The organism is Clostridium gelidum (assembly GCF_019977655.1).
In the GTDB taxonomy this organism is placed as follows: domain Bacteria; phylum Bacillota; class Clostridia; order Clostridiales; family Clostridiaceae; genus Clostridium; species Clostridium gelidum.
The window spans coordinates 1,513,661-1,536,002 of the sequence record NZ_AP024849.1 but is presented as its reverse complement, the minus strand read 5'-3'; the positions used below and the strand labels follow the sequence as shown (position 1 = coordinate 1,536,002).

General features: G+C 29.7%; 14 protein-coding genes. 1 reads left to right on the top strand and 13 read right to left on the bottom strand.

Translation table 11 applies throughout. From position 1 onward, the window contains the following. Positions 1–8: 8 nt before the first annotated feature. From gltB to glnA, 3 genes are all read right to left on the bottom strand, one after another. The gene (gene gltB, locus psyc5s11_RS06825) at positions 9–4,586 is read right to left on the bottom strand and encodes a glutamate synthase large subunit (protein WP_224036866.1); all 4,578 of its coding nucleotides are present in this window, start codon (positions 4,584–4,586) and stop codon (positions 9–11) included. A 222-nt stretch (positions 4,587–4,808) separates the two neighbouring features. Further along, complete coding sequence (locus psyc5s11_RS06820; protein ID WP_224036865.1) at positions 4,809–5,369, bottom strand: ANTAR domain-containing response regulator; 561 nt, start codon at positions 5,367–5,369, stop codon at positions 4,809–4,811. 41 nt (positions 5,370–5,410) lie between these two features. Next, positions 5,411–6,742: a type I glutamate--ammonia ligase gene (glnA, locus tag psyc5s11_RS06815; RefSeq protein ID WP_224036864.1), complete on the bottom strand. Its 1,332-nt coding sequence runs from the start codon at positions 6,740–6,742 to the stop codon at positions 5,411–5,413. 350 nt (positions 6,743–7,092) lie between these two features. On the opposite strand from glnA, the gene psyc5s11_RS06810 reads away from it, so the two are divergent. Next, positions 7,093–8,406 (top strand): aspartate kinase, encoded by a 1,314-nt coding sequence (locus tag psyc5s11_RS06810; protein ID WP_224036863.1) that lies wholly within the window; start codon positions 7,093–7,095, stop codon positions 8,404–8,406. A gap of 119 nt (positions 8,407–8,525) precedes the next feature. Here the strand turns inward: psyc5s11_RS06810 and psyc5s11_RS06805 are convergent, their stop codons facing one another. The 10 genes from psyc5s11_RS06805 to pilM form a co-directional block, all read right to left on the bottom strand. Continuing rightward, positions 8,526–9,182: a DedA family protein gene (locus psyc5s11_RS06805; RefSeq protein WP_224036862.1), complete on the bottom strand. Its 657-nt coding sequence runs from the start codon at positions 9,180–9,182 to the stop codon at positions 8,526–8,528. Between the two features lie 127 nt (positions 9,183–9,309). After that, complete coding sequence (locus tag psyc5s11_RS06800) at positions 9,310–10,077, bottom strand: GGDEF domain-containing protein (protein WP_224036861.1); 768 nt, start codon at positions 10,075–10,077, stop codon at positions 9,310–9,312. Between the two features lie 114 nt (positions 10,078–10,191). Next, entirely contained in the window at positions 10,192–11,619 is a 1,428-nt protein-coding gene (locus tag psyc5s11_RS06795; protein WP_224036860.1) for an O-antigen ligase family protein, read from the bottom strand. A gap of 456 nt (positions 11,620–12,075) precedes the next feature. Further along, a complete protein-coding gene (locus tag psyc5s11_RS06790) occupies positions 12,076–15,060 on the bottom strand; it encodes a vWA domain-containing protein (protein ID WP_224036859.1) in 2,985 nt (994 codons plus the stop codon). A 72-nt stretch (positions 15,061–15,132) separates the two neighbouring features. Further along, positions 15,133–15,717, bottom strand: a complete 585-nt coding sequence (locus psyc5s11_RS06785; protein ID WP_224036858.1) for a type II secretion system protein — start codon at positions 15,715–15,717, stop codon at positions 15,133–15,135. Positions 15,718–15,744: 27 nt separating this feature from the next. After that, positions 15,745–18,210, bottom strand: coding sequence for a hypothetical protein (locus tag psyc5s11_RS06780; protein ID WP_224036857.1), 2,466 nt, complete (start codon positions 18,208–18,210; stop codon positions 15,745–15,747). A 12-nt stretch (positions 18,211–18,222) separates the two neighbouring features. Continuing rightward, positions 18,223–19,194, bottom strand: a complete 972-nt coding sequence (locus psyc5s11_RS06775) for a type IV pilus modification PilV family protein (protein ID WP_224036856.1) — start codon at positions 19,192–19,194, stop codon at positions 18,223–18,225. 15 nt (positions 19,195–19,209) lie between these two features. Then, a complete protein-coding gene (locus psyc5s11_RS06770; RefSeq protein WP_224036855.1) occupies positions 19,210–20,493 on the bottom strand; it encodes a pilus assembly protein PilO in 1,284 nt (427 codons plus the stop codon). A 1-nt stretch (position 20,494) separates the two neighbouring features. Continuing rightward, complete coding sequence (locus psyc5s11_RS06765; RefSeq protein WP_224036854.1) at positions 20,495–21,052, bottom strand: PilN domain-containing protein; 558 nt, start codon at positions 21,050–21,052, stop codon at positions 20,495–20,497. Positions 21,053–21,068: 16 nt separating this feature from the next. Further along, positions 21,069–22,274 (bottom strand): type IV pilus assembly protein PilM, encoded by a 1,206-nt coding sequence (gene pilM, locus psyc5s11_RS06760; protein ID WP_224036853.1) that lies wholly within the window; start codon positions 22,272–22,274, stop codon positions 21,069–21,071. Positions 22,275–22,342 lie beyond the last annotated feature (68 nt).

Here is a 22,342-nt window from a genome sequence, read left to right as displayed (position 1 = left end):
TAACCCTCCTATATTCCTCTAATTTCTTGGAAAGTTTTAATTAATGCTTCATCCTCATCACATCCAAGATTCTTATACTTCTCAACAGTTTCTAATACTTTCTTATAATCTTTTGGAATTATCTTATGGAATTTAGATTTTTCTGTTTCAAAGTTGTATAATATCTTATTTCCTTTTGGGGACCCTGTAACGCCTACATGCTCCTCAATTAAACTCTTTAATTCTTCTTCATCTTCTAAACTTAATTCTTCCAATAAAACCATTTCTTCATTTAAATTTATTCTGAAATATTCATCTTCTTCATAAAGGTAAGCAATTCCTCCACTCATGCCTGCAGCAAAGTTAATTCCCGTTTTACCTAAAACAACAACTTTTCCACCTGTCATGTATTCACATCCATGAGCTCCTACGCCTTCAACAACAGCAGTTGCACCTGAATTTCTAACGCAGAATCTTTCTCCTGCAATACCATTTATAAATATTTTACCTGAAGTTGCACCATATAAAGCAACATTTCCAATTAGAATATTGTCTTCAGCTACAAATGTTGATTTCTTTGGAGGATATACTATAATCTTACCACCTGATAATCCCTTACCAAGGTAGTCATTGGCATCTCCCTCGACTTCAAAAGTTAATCCCTTTGGAATAAATGCTCCAAAGCTTTGACCTGCTGATCCATTACACTTAATGCTTATAGTATCTTCTGGTAAACCTTCTGATCCAGTTGCCTTAGTTATTTGTGAACCAAGAATAGTTCCAAGGGTTCTATCAGTATTAGTTATGTCAATTTCTAAACTTATCTTTTCTTTATTTTCTATAGCATCTTTGAATTTTTTTGTAAATATTTTTTCATCCATTACTTTGTTCAATTTAAAGTCATACTTCTTAGTTTCATCAAATTTAACGACTTTACCTTTATATTTATCTGGAGTATAAAGTATAGCACTTAAATCAACACTCTTAGCCTTCCAGCCATGAACATTTTCTCTTTGCTTAAGTTTATCTACTCTACCAATCATTTCATCAATATTTCTAAATCCAAGCTTAGCCATTATTTCTCTAAGTTCCTCTGCTATAAAGTACATAAAGTTAACAACATATTCTGGTTTTCCTTTAAATCTCTTTCTAAGCTCTTCATTTTGAGTTGCAATACCTACAGGGCAAGTATCTAAATTACAAACTCTCATCATAACACAACCAAGTGTTACAAGTGGTGCAGTTGCAAATCCAAATTCTTCTGCTCCAAGAAGTGCAGCAATAGCAACATCACGGCCTGACATAAGCTTACCATCAACTTCAACTCTAACTCTTTCTCTTAAATCATTAAGAAGTAAAGTTTGATGAGCTTCTGCAAGTCCTAGTTCCCAAGGAAGTCCAGCATTTTTAATAGAGTTCTTAGGTGATGCCCCTGTTCCTCCATCATAGCCTGAGATTAATATTACTTCAGCTCCGCCCTTAGCAACACCAGCTGCAACAGTACCAACTCCACATTCAGAAACCAACTTAACAGATATTCTAGCACCAGTATTTGCATTTTTTAAATCATAAATTAATTGAGCTAAATCTTCTATTGAATAAATATCATGATGTGGTGGTGGTGATATAAGTCCAACACCTGTAGTTGAATGTCTAGTCCTCGCAACCCATGGATAAACCTTTGTAGCTGGCAGCTGACCACCTTCTCCTGGTTTTGCTCCTTGTGCTAATTTTATTTGAAGTTCATCTGCATTTACCAAATACTCTGAAGTTACTCCAAATCTACCAGATGCAATTTGCTTTATTGAAGATCTTCTTGAATCTCCATTTTCATCAAGAATCCATCTGTCTTTATCTTCTCCGCCTTCACCAGTATTAGATCTACCACCAATTCTATTCATGGCAATAGCTATCGCTTCATGAGCTTCTTTAGAAATTGATCCATAAGACATTGCTCCAGTTTTAAATCTCTTAACTATTTCTGAAACTGCTTCAACTTCTTCTAGTGGAATTTCTTTAGAATTATAATCGAATTCTAATAATCCTCTTAAATTTATTTCAGCTTCTTCACTATCAATTAAAGAAGTATATTCTTTAAATAATTCATAATTTGCATTCCTAGTAGCTTCTTGAAGTTTATGAATAGTTAAAGGGTTATATAAATGCTCTTCCGCACCATCGATACCCGATCTAAGTTTTTCATATCCTGGTGAATCCAATGTAAAGTCAGCAGAATAAGTTTTAGGTCTAAATCCATTTTCATGATTTATTTCTGCTTCTTTTTGCATTTCAGTTAATCCTATTCCACCAATTCTACTTGTAGTATTAGTAAAATATCTATCAATAACTTCTTTACCTATACCTATAGCTTCAAATATTTGAGCTCCTTGATAAGATTGTATTGTTGAAATACCCATTTTAGAAAGTACTTTAGTTATTCCTTTAAGTACTGCTTTACTATAATTATAAACAGCCTTATCATAATCTACTTCAAGTAATCCTTCTTCAATTAATCCTCTTAAAGATTCATAAGCCATATATGGATTTACAGCTGATGCACCAAATCCAATTAAAGTAGCAAAATGATGAACTTCTCTTGGCTCTCCACTTTCAATTATCAATCCAACTGATGTTCTTGTCCCCTTTTGAACTAAATATTGATGAAGTGCTGATACTGCAAGCAATGATGGAATTGGCAGTTTTGCTTCACATACATTTCTATCAGATAATATTAATACAGTATATCCTTTTTCATATGCACTTTGTGCTTTTTCAAACAAATCATCTAATGCATCTTCTAAAGAGCTACCTTTTTCAAACACAATATCAATAACTTTTGATCTTAAATTCCCATCATTAAGTGACTTTATTTTAGCTAACTCTTCATCATTTATTATTGGTGAGTCAAGTTTAAGCACTTCACAATTTATTGGTCTATCTTCCAATATGTTACCTTCTGGTCCTATGTAAATATTAGAGGCTGTAACTATTTCTTCTCGAATTGAATCTATAGGTGGATTAGTTACTTGCGCAAATAACTGCTTAAAGTAATTAAATAATGGTTGAGATTGCTTTGATAGCACTGCTATTGGAGTATCTACTCCCATTGCCGCTAGTGGTTCTGCACCAGTTTCAGCCATTGGAAGCATAGTTGTCTTTACTTCTTCATAAGTATATCCGAAAGTCTTTTCTAATCTTTTTATAGTTTCTTTATCATATTCAATCTTGAACTTTTTACTAGTTTTAATTTTATCTAAAGTAACTAAATTTTCTTCTAGCCATTCTCCATAAGGATTTTCATTTGCATAAGTGTTCTTTAATTCTTCATCACTTATAACTTCCTTCTTAACTGTATCTACAAGTAACATTCTACCTGGCATTAATCTGTCTTTCTTTTCAACATTTTCAGGTGGCACATCTAAAGCACCAACTTCTGATGAAAGAATTAATCTTCTATCTTTAGTTATGTAATATCTTGATGGTCTTAAACCATTTCTATCTAAAACCGCACCAACTTTTTCACCATCTGTAAATACGATAGATGCCGGACCATCCCATGGTTCCATTAGTGTAGCATTATATTCATAAAAAGCTCTCTTTTCGGTGCTCATAGTTTTACTCTTATACCATGGCTCCGGAATTGTCATCATAACTGCTCTAGTTAAATCCATACCGTTCATATATAAAAATTCTAAATTATTGTCTAAAATTGCAGAGTCTGACCCCTCTTTGTTTATAATAGGCAATACTCTGTTTAAATCTTTTCCAAGTACTCTAGATCTAACATTTGTTTCTCTGGAATAAACCTTATTTACATTTCCACGAAGTGTATTAATTTCACCATTATGAATCATAAATCTGTTTGGATGTGCTCTTTCCCAACTTGGGAATGTATTAGTGCTATATCTTGAATGAACTAATGCTAAAGATGTTTCAACTCTTTCATCTTCTAAGTCTTTATAAAACTCTCGAAGTTGTGTAGATAAAAGCATTCCTTTATATACAATTGTCTTTGATGAAAAAGACGCTATATAAAAAGTTTCATTTAAGAATTTACTTATCCATCCAGCTCTTTTTTCTATATTTCTTCTAACAATATATAATTTTCTTTCAAATTCTTTGCCTGATTTTGTTCCATTAGGTCTCTTTACAAAAGCTTGCACTATTGAAGGCATTGCCTCTAAAGATGCTTTTCCAAGTATTGAAGGATTCGTTTGAACTTCTCTCCACCCAATTAGTTCAAGATTTTCTTCTTTTGATATATCCTCAAAAAGTCTCATAGCTTCTTTTCTTGCCTTTTCTTCTTGTGGTAAGAACATCATAGCAACAGCATAGTCGCCCTCAGGCCCTAGTTTTATTCCTTTTGATTTTAGTTCTTCTTTAAAGAACTTGTGAGGTACATTAAATAATATACCTGCTCCATCTCCAGTATTTTCATCAGCTCCTGTACCACCTCTATGTTCTAATTTTTCTAATATAGTCAGACAGTCTGATAAAATTTCATGAGACTTTTCACCATCAATGTTTACTATAGTTCCAATTCCACAAGCATCATGTTCAAAGCTTGGATTATATAGTCCTTGTGCAGTCGGATTATTGTTTTCCATAAAAATTCCTCCTTGAGATAAATAACGAGTAAAAATATCTTTTTTTTGATATAGTTACTCGTACATTTATTATATTGTTCCCATAACTAACATCCGCAATACTCCTAGGGATTATTATGGATGCACTCTCCTCTGAATAGGTTCTTCTAAGCTTCAGATCGAGAGAGAAAATTGTATTCCTATTAATAAAACTCTACCTGAAGTTAAGAACCACTTCATAAGTTATTGTATTTCACTTAATATTAAACTTGCAATATCTCTCATTGTTCTCCCAGAATCCATACTTATTTTCTGCATATATCTAAACGCTTCATTCTCTGTAATTCCTGAAGTTGACATAAGCTTTCCTTTGGCCTTTTCAATGAGCTTTCTATCTTCTAGAGTATGTTCTAACTTTTCAACCTTGTCTCTTAACTTCTTAATTCTCTTTTTCCCTTGAAAAATTAAATCAATAGCATTACTTAAGAGCACATTAGAAATTTTAGTACCAATACAATATATATCAGTATCCTCTTCTATAAATGACCTATAAGGTTCATTTACAATAGCCAAAAAGCTAGTTGCATCTACTAAAGTTTCATAAACATCTAGTAAACTCATATCCTTAAATTTATATCCAACTAAGACTAGGTCTGGGGAATATTGCATAACTAATCTAATTAATTCATTTCCGGAAGTACATAGTCCTATAACGTCATAGCCTTCTTGGACTAGTAAACTCTTTAATTTGTTTCCCGTCTCAATATTGCTTAATGCTATAATGATTTTTCCTTTTTGCGCCATTGCAATCCCCACCTTAAATAATATTAACTGGCATTAATGGATTAATATCTATTAAGATAGTTATTTATTTCCCAATCGTGTACATGAATTCTGTAATTATCCCATTCAGCAGCTTTTGCTTCCAGATAGTTATTAAATATATGATCTCCTAAAGCTTTCTTAGCAAGTTGGCTTTCCTTCATTAAATTAACAGCTTCATATAAGTTGTTTGGTAAATTATCAATTCCTTGTTCTTTTCTCTCTTTATCAGTCATATGGAAAATATTAGCTTCTACTTGAGCTGGTGGTTGTAAATTTTCCTTAATACCTTCAAGTCCAGCATGTAATAAACAAGCTAATACCAAATATGGGTTAGCGCTTGGATCTGGACATCGAAGTTCAACTCTAGTTCCAGCACCACGAGCAGCAGGTACTCTGATTAATGGAGTTCTGTTTTTACAAGACCAAGCTAAATAAACTGGTGCTTCGTATCCTGGCACTAATCTCTTATATGAATTAACTAAAGGATTAGTTATAGCTGCCATACCTTTAATATTCTTTAATAATCCAGCAATGAAGTTATACGCTATTGGGCTTAATCCATTTGGATCATTATCGTCAACGAATGCATTCTTTCCATCTTTAAATAATGACATATTAACATGCATTCCCGAACCATTGATACCAAAAATTGGCTTTGGCATAAATGATGCAAATAATCCATGTCTTTGAGCAATAGATTTAACAACTAATTTAAATGTCATAATTCTATCTGCTGTAGTTAAAGCATCACCATACTTAAAGTCTATTTCATTTTGACCTTCAGCAACTTCATGATGAGAAGCTTCAATTTCAAATCCCATTTCTTCTAAAGCTAAAGTCATATCACGTCTAGCATTTTCTCCTAAATCTGTAGGTGCTAAGTCAAAATATCCTGCTTTATCTTGAGTGTTAGTTGTTGCATTACCATTTTCATCAGTTTCAAATAAGAAAAATTCACATTCTGGTCCAACATTCATAGTATATCCAAGCTTCGCAGCTTCATCTAAAGCTTTCTTTAATACATATCTTGGATCTCCATCAAATGGTGTTCCATCTGGTCTGTAAACATCACAAATTAATCTTGCAACTTTACCTTGTTGTGGTCTCCATGGAAATATCACGAAGCTGTCTAAGTTTGGTCTTAAATTCATGTCTGATTCTTCAATTCTAACGAACCCATCAATAGAAGATCCATCAAACATGCACTCATTATTTAGTGCCTTATCTAATTGCTTATCAGTTATTGCTACATTTTTTAATGCTCCGAAGATATCTGTGAATTGAAGTCTTATAAATTTAACTCCATTCTCCTTGACTAAGTTAATGACATCTTCTTTTGTATAATTTGCCATTTTACAATTCCCCCTTTTTCTTTTAAAAAGGCGCACAACAGATAGGTATACCCATCTATCGAACGCCTTTGTTCAATTCATATATTATCTCAAATTATATACTACTATTTTTAATAAATCAAGTGAATTTTTTTAAAAATAAACATTTTTATCATTAAAACTTTAAATTATAAAGAAAATTATACCATATTCTTTATAATTTAAAGTTTTAAACACTTTTTATTTAAATTAATACATTAAATGAAATTCTTCAGCAAATTATTTGATTTATTCACAATTCTCTTGAACATTTCTAGATAAATTGTTACAATCTTATATGTAAAATACATATAAATATGGGGGCTATAATTATGAGTACAATTGTAACAAAATTTGGTGGAAGTTCACTGGCAGATGCTAATCAATTTAAGAAAGTTAAGGATATAATAGTATCCAATGAAGAAAGAAAATATGTAATACCTTCAGCACCTGGAAAAAGAAATTCTAAGGATTCAAAGATAACTGATTTATTATATCTTTGTCATGCCCATGTTTCTACTGGAATATCTTTTGATGAAGTATTTAATCATATCAAAGATAGGTACTGTGGTATTGTAAAAGATTTAAACTTAGATTTTAATATTTCCAAACATTTAGATATAGTAAAAAATGATCTTGAAGAAGGGGCTTCGAGTGATTATGCTGCAAGTAGAGGTGAATACTTAAATGGATTAATACTTGCTAACTACTTAGGTTTTGAATTTGTTGACGCTAAGGAAGTTATGATATTTAATGATGATGGTTCTTTAGACTCAGAAGCTACTAATTTAGCTCTTAATTCTAAATTGTCTAAAATTTCCAAAGCTGTAATCCCTGGATTTTATGGTGCAGATAAAGATGGTAATATAATCACATTCTCAAGAGGTGGTTCTGATATAACAGGAGCTTTAGTTGCTGCAAGCATCAATGCTGATCTTTATGAAAATTGGACAGACGTTTCTGGCTTCTTAATGGCAGATCCTAGAATAATTAAAAATCCAAAACCAATAAGTAAAATAACTTATACAGAACTTAGGGAACTTTCTTACATGGGTGCTTCAGTACTACACGAGGATGCAATATTCCCTGTAAGAGAGATTGGTATTCCAATAAATATAAAAAATACAAATAAACCTGAAGATGAAGGTACATTTATAGTAAAAGATACAGATATTTCTACAAAACCAACTACTATAACTGGTATTGCTGGTAAAAAGGACTTTACTGTAATTTCAATTACTAAGGCATCAATGAATTCAGAACTTGGTTTTTGTAGAAAACTACTATCAATTCTTGAGCAACACAATATATCATTTGAAAATATGCCTTCTGGAATAGACACAGTGTGCCTTGTTATTTCAGATTCTCAATTGAAGCATAAGAAAGAATCAGTAGTTGATGAAATAAAGAGAACTTGTAATCCAGATACCATAGAAATACATCCAAACCTGGCTATGATTGCAACGGTTGGACGTGGAATGGCCAAGCAAAGAGGAACTGCTGCTAAAATATTCACAGCTCTTTCTAATGCTGAAATAAACATTAGAATGATTGATCAAGGTTCTAGTGAAATGAATATCTTAGTTGGCATAGAAAATGATAATTTTGAAAAAGGAATTTCAGCAATTTATAATGCTTTTAACTAAAGTGAACACTATATTTATGTGGTAACCTACCGAAAGGGAGAGCACTCTGTTGTTTCGGTTACTAATATATTAATGAGGGTAGTTATTATAGATAACTACACCTCATTTTTTTGTTATTTTTATACTATTTCATCAGTTTTTTTCATTTTACTTTTTAAAACTTCAATAACAGCTGGCATTATTGAAATTATTATTATTCCTATTACTACTAATTCAAAATTGTTTTTTACTATTGGAATATTTCCAAAGAAATATCCTAAAGCCGAAACTCCGAGTACCCATAAAATTCCGCCTATTGCATTGAATGAAATAAAATGTCTATAATTCATTTTACCTATTCCAGCTACAAATGGTGCGAGTGTTCGAACTATCGGAATAAATCTTGCAAATATTATTGCTTTTCCACCATACTTTTCATAAAATGCATGGGTTTTATCAAGATGTTCTTGTTTTATAAGTTTTCCTCCGCCAATTTTAATCAGCTTATTTCCAAAAAATCTGCCTATTTCATAATTTGCTGTATCACCTAAAATTGCTGCAACCATTAAAATTCCTACTAATAAATAAATATTAAGTGCTCCTGCAGCTGATAAGGCTGCTGCTACAAATATTAAAGAATCTCCTGGTAAAAATGGTGTTACGACTAGTCCTGTTTCTAAAAATATTATAATAAATAATATTAAATATGTTTCAAATCCATATTGATTTATTACCATTCCTAAATATTTATCAAGATGTAAAAATATATCTATTAGATAAGCAAATGTTATATCCATCTTTTTTCCTCCCATACGTTAAAATACCATGTCGACTTATTTTATCACATATGGCTATTATACATTATTAATTGATAAAGTAAAATTAAGATTTCATTAAAAATAATCTAAAATATTTAATTATAACTTACTGGTTTTTCAAATAGAATTCTTTTCTTTTTTCCTTATCTTCATACATTTTTTTATCTGCAAAACTTAAAAGTTCTTCAAAAGTTTCTCCATCTTCTTTATATTTTGAATATCCTATACTTATTTGTGTATTTTGTTTATTAAAAATGTGTGAAACATGATTTTTTATGAAAAATTTAAGATCTTCTATTTTTTCTTCAGTCATATTTTCCAGAAGCGCAACAAATTCATCGCCTCCAGTTCTTCCTACAAAACCATTTTTACCTATCTCATCCTTTATAATTCTAGCAGCACTAATTATATATTGATCACCTTTTAAATGTCCAAATTTATCATTGATTAACTTAGTTTTATCCAAATCAAAAACCATAATATAAAAAGATTCTTGGGTAGCAATTTTTATTTCAAAAACCTTTTCAAACCCCATTCTATTATATAAGCCTGTCATTGGATCATTATGTGCATATTCATTAAGCGTAGACATCATTTGTGCTATATAATTGCTCCACAGTATTATATATATAACAAATATAATCGCTCCTACTGTAAAACATATTGGAATCAATGTTCCAAATTTCATATCCACTAAATTTGATATCATATCAAAAAATGTACCTATTGTAATTAATCCTAGGCCACTAATCATTAAAGCTGATAATAATTTTTTATGACCAAATTTATTTAAAACCCTAAAATTAATCCATATCATATAAATAAAAAGTAATGCTACAAATAAAAATACCACTAACTTCCTAATTTCTATCACAAACACTCACCTTTTCTCTTGCCTAATTATATTATTATCTTTAGTTGTAAAAATATTACTCAACAATTCTGTAAGTTTCCAAACTTACACTACTATTTCAATTTTTTTCGCTTTCTATAGTTCTTTCTTTTTCGCTTCTACTAATTTTTGCATACTTGCTGATAGCCCTAAAATCATAAAGAAAAATGGGCTTGTGTAATACATAGTATTTCCAAACATAGATGATGCCAAATAAGTAATTACTGTACATAAAATACCAATGTATACTACTGAAACGTGTTTTCTCTGTTTTAGAAAAGATATAAAGTGAACTGCAAGTGCCATAATGTAACTAACTAAAGCTGGAATACCAAGACTTGCAGCAAACTGAATAAATTCATTATGTGGTCTATCTATAATAATATTAACTTTTGCATATTGAGCACCAAGATTATCCGGTCCATAGCCGAAAAATGGCTTTTCAGTAATAAACCTCAATCCATTCATCCAAAGTGGCCACCTATCTGATCCAACATGGGCGAGATCCTTTGCTGGTGACAACTTTGCTATTTTAAATATATCTATACCAAATATCTTAAGATCTATATAAAGGTGGTTATCTGAAATGTTCATAATGAAAGTAACAATTATAAATACAATTACTGCTACCAATACACGTTTTAAATCTTTCTTATCTAGCCATATTATCAGAATAACACTGCAGACCAGCCCAACTACAACAGCAAGGTATGGTCCTAAAGATTTATTATACACTAATGCTGCTGTAATGACAGAAAATATACCAATCCGAAATATTAGCTTTGGAGCTGATTTTTTCTCTGTCTCAAATAGCAATAGCGCACACATCACAGCCATACATAGATAATAAGCAAAATGATTTGAATTCGAAAAAACAGATGAGTCAACAGTTAATCCAAGCAGATTGTTTATAGTTTCAGAATTCATAAGCATCAAAATTGATAGTACTGTCGCAGATATCGTAAAAATTTCAAGAATATGTTTTGCAAAACGCTTGTTTCTGACCACATAACCACAACAGAAAATACCACAATAAGTGAAATAAGTAACCAGTCCATCATTACGGTATGAAGTGCCATAAAATGAAATGGCAATATTGTCTGATACCAAACATGAAAGAATGCTCCAAAATAGCATGAAAAATAAAAACAGTGTAAAGAGATTATTCTTTACATACTGCTTCATAGATATTTCTCCAGTTTTTCCCTTTAGAATATTTTTAAAAAAAACAATAATACCTAATATGCATCCAAGGAACCCAGTTGTCTGAAGAATTTCATACCAACACGTTGAAATAGCAACTTGTTTTAATGAGAAATTTAATGACTGTTCCACGTCTTGCACAGAAATACTTGAAAACATCACAATAATCGGCGATAGAACCCATATGATAAGCAGAAATGCAGCTACCTTTTCAATTGACTTTTCCGAAATATAGTCAAGGAGTTCACTAACCTTATTCATTTGATGTATATCATTATAAATCTGTTTTGTTTTTTCACATAGATTGCCTATTGATTTCAATTGAAAACCGCCTTTACATTTAATATTTACTGAATAAGTTATGTTTTCATGCACTACCATGTACTCTCTTGCTAACAATTTTTACGCTGGTAACAGTTACCCCTAGTGAAGAGAATTGACAACGAACTTACCTGTTAAAACCAATCCTATAACACCTATTACAAAAAATCAGTTCCGCCCACAAAAATATATCTAATAAATTCATTAAAAATTGTTTTTTTATTAATCTAAAATAACTCCCAAACTGTTTATATTATTATAAAGTCTACCTTGATTACCTTTTAATTTTATAGCACAGGGTTTTTATACTATTTAATCAGATTTTTTATTTCCAAATTTATTAAAAACATTAAACCAAAAACTCTATGATAATTTAAAGTATACAATACATAATATAATCAAAATTCTATTACCACATATTGTATACTAAGTAATTTATATCTCTACCAGCTAATTTTAAAACAAATCTGGTAATGATCCATCTGTTGTTCTTACCGTTGCAGAAGTTGGTTCAGAATCTCCTACTTTTATGGAATTTGTATAATGATCTCTTCGTTTCTCATCTGATAATTTTGGTAATTTATCATTATACAAAACTAATACCTTATCTCCATTTTGAAATCCATCTACTATTGATTTTTCATAATAAGAAGAATTATTTTTACTGATAGTAGCTACTGGATTCAAACTTCCATCAAGATTTATTTTATATATTTTAACATCTCCATCAATTGATATATTTGCGTCCAATGTGAGTTTTATTGTTGGATTGTTATAGAACTCAAAACTTGCAGCCATTGGAATAATTGTTCCGTTTGCAAAAGTTTTTCCTGTTGTATCTTCTAGCTCTAGTGTACCCGTTTTTGTTACACTTTTATATACACCATGAATAACCTGTATTGGTGATGTAACATCGATTATTGGTGTAGCTATTAGCCTATTTATGTTTTTGTTTATTCCTTTATAACTTATAGTATTAGCTAAATTATTAATATCTATATTTTCTTTAAAACTTAAACTTCCAATTTTATTAGGTTTAATTCTAAATGATACAGTAGTAGAATTTGCATGCCAAACACCATTATTATTTGTATATTCTATATTAGGTACTGTAACACTTCTCTTATCGTTAGTTCCATCAAGATTATTAACAGCATCAAAATTCCCATTCAAATCAAATTTTAACTTGACATCATTAAAATTATATGTTTTATACACATCATCACTAATTCTACTTGCTAAATTTTTCATCACATAATTTTGTGTAGCATTATTGTTTCCCTCTTGTACACTAATAAAATAATCTTCATTGGTTCCTCCTAAATTCATTGTAAGCTCCTTTAACTTTGGTGATGGATCAATAGTAACATCATTAGTTTTTCCTAATGCCATACTCAACACCTTATACCCCTTATCCTTTATACTATTCATTTGATTTTGAGTATAAGTAACATCACCTGAAGATAATAATATTAAATATTTTTTAGCATCTGATGTATCTTTTTGCAAAATTCCATTTGCTTTATCTATTGCTGATCCTATATTTCTATCAACTGAAGTTGATAGTTGAATGTTTTTTATTACATTATCATTAAATTGAGTTTTATTATCCGTCAAATCTTGACTAACAACTGCATCTGAATTATATGTTACCAAACCATATTTCATAGGTTTGGTAGTAAAAATACTATTGTTTAGCAAGTCATTCCACGCTGCATTTTTAAATGTTCCTATTTTATCTCCATCGCTCATTCCACTCGATGTGTCGAGCACTATAACTACATCTTTAGGAATCATCTGTGATGACATATCACTATATATAAAATCATGTGGCGTTATATTATATGTGATTGTAACATCCTCTCCTGATTTACATGGATAGTGAATAGCGCTAGGAGCTGCTTCTATATACGGTAGCTCGTTGTCTCTTACGTTTATTTTCGTAGCTGGTACATTTACTGAAATTGTCTCTGTATTCCATGGGAATGTTATTGTTGATTTTGTAAATACCGGTATATTATCACCAGCTATTTTTGATTTAATTGTTATTGTAAATGGAACCGGCGCTGCTTTATATATAATTATTCCATTACTTTCTGAGTCTTTTTTATAGATAATATCGTTAAGTCTAATTCTATTTCCTCCTACAACATCTATGGTTGTCCCACTATCAGGATTAAAATTAAAATCAATGTTTGTTATAGGATAATTATCTTTAATTTTAGCTGCTATTGTCTTAAATACACTATCTATTGCACCAGCATCTGTCTTAAAAAAATTAGAATCAACTCCACTCATTGAATCATGAATTTGCTTCATTTTGGGATTTCCAGAATCATCTAATCCATAACCAATTGAAAAAACATTATATCCCTTAGTTTTAATCTCTTCTCCTATTGTTGTTGCATATTTTAGACATTTTCCATCTTCATCTGAATATCCCGTTCCCATACGGCTTACATGATCATCATCAGAAAAACTCTCTTTATTTATCTCTGTATAATAATTATATTGTGCTTCCTGATATTTATAGCCTTCATAATTCCCCTCATATGGGCCATCCTTGTAATAACCATATGGCATATGATTATAATCTAGTCCATAATTTGCTACAAATTTATAATTCCCCGAATAATCACGACTATAATATTTATAATATTTGCCATTATAATTCCCCCATGTCCAACCGGCTTCACTAGTCTGCTGCCAATTGTAATATGTTGGAATTCCATCTGACATAAATACTATTGTTTTATTAGCTGTACTATTAGGACTACTAGATAATAAATATGTTGCTCTTCTTAATCCTTCACCTGTATTGGTACCTCCATCTGCATCCAAATTCTCAATAACTGTATTTAGCGCATCCGATTGACTTGATGGAATTAATGCCTCCTTATTGGTTGAATCCCCTGAAAATGTAACTATTCCAATCTTTAAATTTGTTTCAGTTTTCATTGTATTAACAAAGTTTTTAGCTGCTTTTTTAAGTTCATTTATTTTGGTTGATTGATGATCACCTTCTTTTGCATGTTCTTTACAATAATCATTTGACCAATGACTAGTAATCCATACTCGATCAGCATAACTCTCACCTTCATAATGCCCCTGTATCTGATATCCAATTCTTTCATTTGTACACATTGTTGTAACCTTATCATCCATACTACCTGAAGTATCTAATACCAAAACAATTTCCTTTGCTGGCACTGGTATTTTAAATGGTTGTGGAGTTATTGTGCCTCGAATTGTTATATCTTCACCTATTTTAGGATCTGTAGGTATATATGAGTCGATTGATACTGTAAATTGTGGCTTTGATGCAACATCATCTGCTTTAACAGTAAATATTGGTATATTCATTAATGTAAATAATAATATCAAACATATCAACAAACTTACTCTCTTTAAAACAATCTTCTTATCTTTTATTTTGCTCAAATTTCTTCCTCCTTCCCATTTTTCTATCATATATAATTACTAAAAATACTTACTGAAAAAATTCAAGCAATTTTATATCCCCGTAGTATTTTTATTTCTAAATACCGTTCTTACCTTTATTGGATAATTTATCATTTCATTGTTATAAGTCTTATTTTTACTTAATATAATGGTAAATTGAACAGAATTCACGCTTTTTAAAGTACTTTCATCAACAGTAGAAATATCTTCACCATTTATTTCTATACTATTTACATTATTTGTTACTAATTTATAATCCTCATCTTTATTACTACTATCACCGCTATAATTTAAATAAAGTTTTTTATTTGCCACGTCCTTGTAATCATACCTAAAGTAAAATGGGTTATCTGAGCTTTCAGATTTGTAATATGAATTAATTTGTATAGTTATTGTTTTTTTTGAATCATCTTTAATAACGGATTTAATTCCTACAGCCTGCATTCCAATATTGCTTAACTTTTCTTGGATTGCTTGTCCTTCTCTTTGTAAGTCGGATTTAATAGTTACATCTGAAATTATTTTGTTACTTATATTAAACATTGTCCATATTATTCCTAATACAACAACTGTTAATGCAACAACAATTATAAGTTCTGTTATTGTAAAACCTTTTTTCTTTCTATAACCTATCAAATCCTTCTCACATCCTTAATAAAAATTCTATTTAATAATCTTCCATCGGCTATTCTTAATAAATTTATTTACATCATACTCTACATTTAAATTAACCGGATTGCTTTCTCTCATGTGCCCAAATACAGAATTAAAAATTTCAACATTTAAAGCTTGTATTCTGTCTAATAATTCTTTATTATATTCTATACTCTGGCCTTCACTTGGATTAAAAGTTAAATTTCCTTCTGCAATTATACTACCTTTAATATTAACATTTCCTTTAATAGTAACATCTCCAGATGTAGCTATAAAAGCATTAAGAGTAGTATTACTAGGTACCTTTATTATTATTCCATTTTCATCATCAGGATCTTTTACTATACTTTGTTCAGTTGACTCTTTAATTTTTATATTCTTGTCACTAAATATAGCTTTTTCATTGTTATTCTCTTCATTCGGTGTATCACTTACATTATATTTTGTAAAGAAAATTTTATTATCTTGCATATAATCATAAAATGAGCCTTCTGTTTGATTACATGCTCCCTCTATATCCATTAAATCACTTACAAGATCTTTTTGACTACCTAATGATTCATAAAGACTTTGTTTATCCTCATCAGTTAATGATTCTCCTCCAATGTTATATACCTTTGAAGCAAATTCTTTTTGCTTTATTTTCACCTCATCAGGAACATATGCCAATGTACTGGATCCAACGGTTCCGTCACGCTTTACTATTGCTCCTATAGAATGTGTTCTTTCTGGCAATTGAATTCCACCAGTATGAATTCCCTCGTTCAAATCCCAATATTTCTTAAAATGTTCACTTTTTTTAATAACATTATCTTCTTTTAATAATTGTAATGGATCATAATAATCAAACTTTTCACTAGTATCAACGTTACCGCCTTTATCAACAGACGGTACTGAATATGCTATATAATTATCTTTAACACCTGTAGATTCACCGGTACTATATCCATTTGTTGTATTAGTATTAATATGTGCGACGCCCATAATATAGGCTTCTGTATTAATTTTAATACCTGAATTTGAACTTTCAAGTACATTAACTATAATACTACTGGATGTTCTGCCTAATTGTTTATCATCCCCATTAGTACCAGTTGCATCACTATATTTTATATTCTTGTCATTAATTCCATAAAATTTATCTATTGTGATATGAGTACTATCAGACTTTAAAGTAATGTCATTATCTACCATCACCTCTCTAGCCACATCATTTTTATTAGCATCCGGTGAAGTGTTGCTAACATATAAAGTTGAATTTTTTGCCGGAACATCTGTTGCTTTTTCATTGCCCGCATAAACATTCATTGCATATAAATTTCCATTTATAGTTGATTCTACATTATTTCTAATATTAAAAGTTTTTCCTGTAATAACATCTCCATTAAATATAATTTTTTTCTTGCTTGAATCAGAATTTAGAACTATTCCACCATTATACTTATTGTACGCCCTATCTATTCCCACTTCATCTATATCATTATATCCATTGCCTTGAACAAATATATTTCCTTTAACAGAAAGAGGAGACTCTTTCACTTCCATATTTCCACCAACAAGTAATGCTTTATCAATTAAAAATGGTTGCTTAGCTACTTCTGCCACGCTCTCGCTAAATACAACATCCTTATATTCTGGTAATGTCATATCATAGGTTGATTGAAGTGTTCTTTTAGTCTTATCTCCCTTGGGTCCTTTATCTTTTGTTTCATAGTCAGATTGTATTTTTATTGTATATTTCCCCTTTTCCTTTGGACAAAGTCCATTGGGATATTTTCCATTTGAATAGTCTCCATTTGAATTTCCCGCTTCAAAATTTATTGACTCTAATTTAATATTTTCAGTATTTACATCATGAACATTAATTAATATTGTATTACTGTTATTAAACTCAACAGTTGTATAGTCTGTATCGTCTCTATTTTCTTTTTCAAGATTAATAGCATATTTATGTTCGTCTATACACCTTTTAAGTTCATTTTTGTTAATATCTGCTGATGAATTCTTATATATAAACTCATTAAATGTATTCTTAAAATATGCATTAATTGCTAAATCTTCTTCAATTTTAATTTGCTTATTGTCTTCAGCAATTCTCTTGTTGCACTCTTTAATTATGCTACTTCTATGCGCAGCTGTTGCATCACTTGGTATTGAAGCTTTTATACGCTCTTGTTCCACAATATCAGCTTTACGATCTTTTGCAACAACTATAGTAAATCCATCAGTTTTTTTATATTTTTCTACTTGATTAACCCCATATATAGCTGCTGCATCAAAAGTTTTTATAAGTACATCATAAGCAACATCCAATCCTGATTCTGATGAATATAAGTTTTCTATTCTTGTACTTTCTGTTGTTCTCATTTTGTAATCGCCAATTGTCATTGATAACATAGCAGTTCCTACTGTAATTAAAATACCAGAAATAATAACTACAGTAACTAAACTAGAGCCTCTTTTTTTCCTTACCATTTTAATCACCGCCTAATTAACATTTATATTTTGGCTAGTTTTTTCAGTAAATATTTCTTCATCTTCTTTGTGAGTTATTTTAACATCCATATCATCTTTTTCATCAGATACTCTATAACCTATATTATCCTTTTCATGAGTTACTTTAACTTCTATATTATACAACTCTCCAACCTGAGATAGTTTGCCATCTTCTACAGGATTTATCTTACCCAACTTGTTGTCTACTTCTACATCTAAATCGTCTGTTTTTTTCAAATATATATTTAAAGGACTATCATCTTGGTTATATACAATTATTTTCACTTTTTTATATTTTTTATCAGTTGGAATTTTTTTTAGTGTGTAATCATCGAAATTTATTGTTACCTTTATTTCATCCATATCTTTAGCTATTGGTAATTCTTTTGATATATATGGATTTAATACTTCGTTATTATTTTCATCTTTTACAGTAAGTGTCTTTGTCTTTGTGGTTGTAGTTGTACTTGTAGTTGTATTTATAACTAACACCAAAGGATTATCTGAAGACAAAAGATCTGCCCTAGAAGACAAATGTTCACCATTTACCGTTAGATTGTCTTTAGTACTTCCTCTTAAAGATATTGCGAATTCAAATGGTACTACAGCTACAGTATTATTCTTTTTATTAATGGATATATCATTATTTTTTGTTATTGTAACTTTTGCTTTATATCCATCACCGAGCGTATTTATCACTTCGTTTGTTGGTGTTGAAATATCTATATCATCAATTTTAGTAATATTTCCACCTCCATCTACAACAACACTTCCACTCTTAATTTTTTCAAAAACTTCTTGTCCATGTAATGCTGCTGTTTGTTTTACAGCTCCATTTTTATTATGACTCATACTTGATATTATCATTGAATATATAGGAGTCATAAGTATAGCAAATAATGCCATACTTATTATCATTTCTACTAAAGTGAATCCGCTACGCTTTTTACATTTACTTTTCAAAAATTTCACCCACTCTTAATTAACGCTTATATTTTTACTGTCACCGTCAATTGAAACCCTTGGATCTTTCACATCATCTCCACTTTTAATTACCCTTACTAATTTATCTGTATTATTAACTATTTTTAATTTTAATCCAGATTTATCGTTGGATGTAACTCTGCTTTCACTTGATACATTTAAAACTATATTTTCACTATTGGGTACAAATTCATTTCCTAAATCATTATAGTTTGTAGGTATTTTATCAAGATTAGTCTTATATTTATAATAATATTTATCATCCTTCTTAGTTAATATCATTTCAGCACTTTGTTCATTATTACCATCACCATAAGCGTAAGTAGTTGTTAACATATCATTAGCCTTACCTATCATAATTGTTGGTAATTCCGAAGTTATTGATTTAACTGAAACTATAAAATCACTCATATCCGCAGTTGACTTTATTCCAGTTCCTGCAGCACTACCCACATTAAAAGGTTTTGATTTACCATAGGTATTGTTTAGATTCCAATTCAAATACTCACTTATTTCATCATCTATTTTCGGAACTGAGTATATTATCATATTCACTGATCCTGCTACTTCTTCTAAATTTTTTTCACTCATGTTAATAGTACACACCGGAATCTTTTTTTTATATTCTCCAATAGCATTTAAAAACTTAACTACGGATTCATAACTTCCATTAAAGTTCACATTAACTTTTATCTGAGTTACAGTGTTTGCTTTACTTGACTTAGTATCTTGTGCTGATTTTGAAGGATCATTATTTTCTGAATTTGTTGAATTTTGATTACTCTTATTAGCATCTTCAGTATTACTTTTTTTACTTATATCATCTTTATCCTCTTTTGATTCCCCATATTTATAATTATATTCATCAGCATCACCTTGAAGAGAACTTTCTGCTAAATTTTTATCGTTTCCTGATTTTTTAATTGATTCCACACCTTTAACCTCTGTAACGTCAAATGTGATTCCGCCTTCTAGTCCACTTTCTTTTATTAATTTATCAAATTCTAAAATTAAATGTTCTTGACTTATAGTTGGATAAAAAGGAGCTGCTTGTTCATCTATTTTAGTCTTTAATATCTTTACTTTACTCTTTTGAATTTCAATAGAATTTATATTGGCCATAGCCTTATTATATTTTTCTTCAATATCATTTTTTATTGTAGTTTTTTCTTCTACCTTTTGGACTAAAGTTGTATATCCAAATTGATAATATAAAATTCCTATTGCAAAAATCCCCAAAAAAAGCAACATTTTTTTTTCTTTTTTACTTATCTTCATATTATTTAACCTCCTTCAACACACAAGTCATATTAAAGGAATAATCTTCACCTACTGTATTGCTCTTTTCAATTTTAGCTACTTGAACATTTTTAATTTTAGATAATTTTCTTAAATTATGTTCAAATTCTCCAATAGCTGTTCTAGTATGTGTAACTCCACTTATAGTTACATCATAACCCTCAATATTAAATTCTTTAAAAGAAACATCACTTGGGATTGCTCCACATATATCATTTAACAAATCATCAGTAACAATATCATTTTTTATAAGTGAATTTGCTACATCTGATAACTTACTTTCATATTTATTTAATACTTCTATCTGACTACTTATTTCTTCTGCTTCTCTAAGTTGTGCTTGTACATCAGTTGCAGTTAATTTTTGAGTATAATCTTCTATATCTCTATTGAGAAATACAATTTTATAAACATTAATAATAAGTGTACTTAAAATTACTAAAGTTAATATTCCATAAGCTATATAAATATATTTTTTTTGATCCTTCTTTTCTTGTTTTTTATCTTGATAATAACTAAAAAAGTTTATATCTCTCACTTTTAAATTCCTCCTCTTACAACCTTATTATTGAACCTATGACATTAATGAAGCTGTCTATCTGTTCATCTGTTCTATTATTAGAGTTAAGAGTTATTTTAGGAATGCTTTTTATTCTTGTTACATTTATTGAGAGCTTTGAAGTCATATATTCACAGAGTCCTCTTATTTTAGCGCTGCCTCCATAAATAAATATCTTATCTATATCAACTCCCATATTTTTATTCTTATAAAATTGTATAATCTTTTCTATTTTATCAATCCAATCCTCTATTTCATCTAATACTAATTTATTTTGATCAGAAAGGTTTTCTTCTTTTAAACTTATATTTTTTGCCTTATATTCTTCAACTTCATCTCTTGAAATATTTAATACTTCCATCAAAATTTCATCAATACTAGTTCCTCCAGTTTTTATTATTCTTGTAAACTGTAAAATTTCTTCATTATATATATTAACATCAAGACTTGTTGCTCCCATATCTATGAAAACAATTGATTCTTTAGGATTATATTCATATTCATTAATGACATCTACATAATTAATCAACTTATTTAATGCATTATAATTAACATCTAATGCATATGGTTTTAAATTTAATGCTTGTAAAAGTTCATAATACCCCCTAGCCATTTTTTCTGGATAAGCAATAGCACGAACATTTAATTTTTGACTTCCTTCAAATTCTTCTTCTCCCAAAATATTCATTTGAAGGACATAGTCATCTAAGTTTATAGGCAAATATTGTTGGATCTCATATCTAACTACAGTCTCCAATTCTTCATCTTCTACCTTTGGAATTAAAAGTTCTCTATTTATAATTGAAGTAGAATTATTAGTACATATTCCTTCCTTAGCAGTTATTGAGTTTTCTGATAAAACTTTTTGTAAAATATAAATAAGAGCTTCTTTATTCACTAACATTCCATCCAAAACTGCTCCCTTTGGAGTAGGAATTTCCACAAACTTATTAACTGATAAATTTTCTTTATAATAAATTCCTTCAACTATTTTTATAGCTGTTTGTCCTATATCGAAAGCTACTACTTTTCTCTTTTTTTCTGATCTTTTAAAATCTTTGTTTTTTTCATTGTTTTTTGAAAATTTACCTGTTATATCCTTAATATCAACATTCATTAATTCTTTAAGTTTACTTAAATCAAATTTCTTTTTTAATTCTTCACTCTCACCCAAATGAATTTCTTCTTTTATTTTATTCATTATTTCCCCCACCTATTTACCCTCATATTTTTCAATGTATAGAGTAAAGTGTAAAGCTTATGCCAGCT

Bases quoted from the DNA above. Each gene is read 5' to 3' on its own strand.
- psyc5s11_RS06770 (WP_224036855.1), bottom strand. From the start codon at position 20,493: ATGAAGATAAGTAAAAAAGAAAAAAAAATGTTGCTTTTTTTGGGGATT.
- gltB (WP_224036866.1), bottom strand. From the start codon at position 4,586: ATGGAAAACAATAATCCGACTGCACAAGGACTATATAATCCAAGCTTT.
- psyc5s11_RS06810 (WP_224036863.1), top strand. From the start codon at position 7,093: ATGAGTACAATTGTAACAAAATTTGGTGGAAGTTCACTGGCAGATGCT.
- pilM (WP_224036853.1), bottom strand. From the start codon at position 22,274: ATGAATAAAATAAAAGAAGAAATTCATTTGGGTGAGAGTGAAGAATTA.
- psyc5s11_RS06780 (WP_224036857.1), bottom strand. From the start codon at position 18,210: ATGGTAAGGAAAAAAAGAGGCTCTAGTTTAGTTACTGTAGTTATTATT.
- glnA (WP_224036864.1), bottom strand. From the start codon at position 6,742: ATGGCAAATTATACAAAAGAAGATGTCATTAACTTAGTCAAGGAGAAT.
- psyc5s11_RS06805 (WP_224036862.1), bottom strand. From the start codon at position 9,182: ATGGATATAACATTTGCTTATCTAATAGATATATTTTTACATCTTGAT.
- psyc5s11_RS06820 (WP_224036865.1), bottom strand. From the start codon at position 5,369: ATGGCGCAAAAAGGAAAAATCATTATAGCATTAAGCAATATTGAGACG.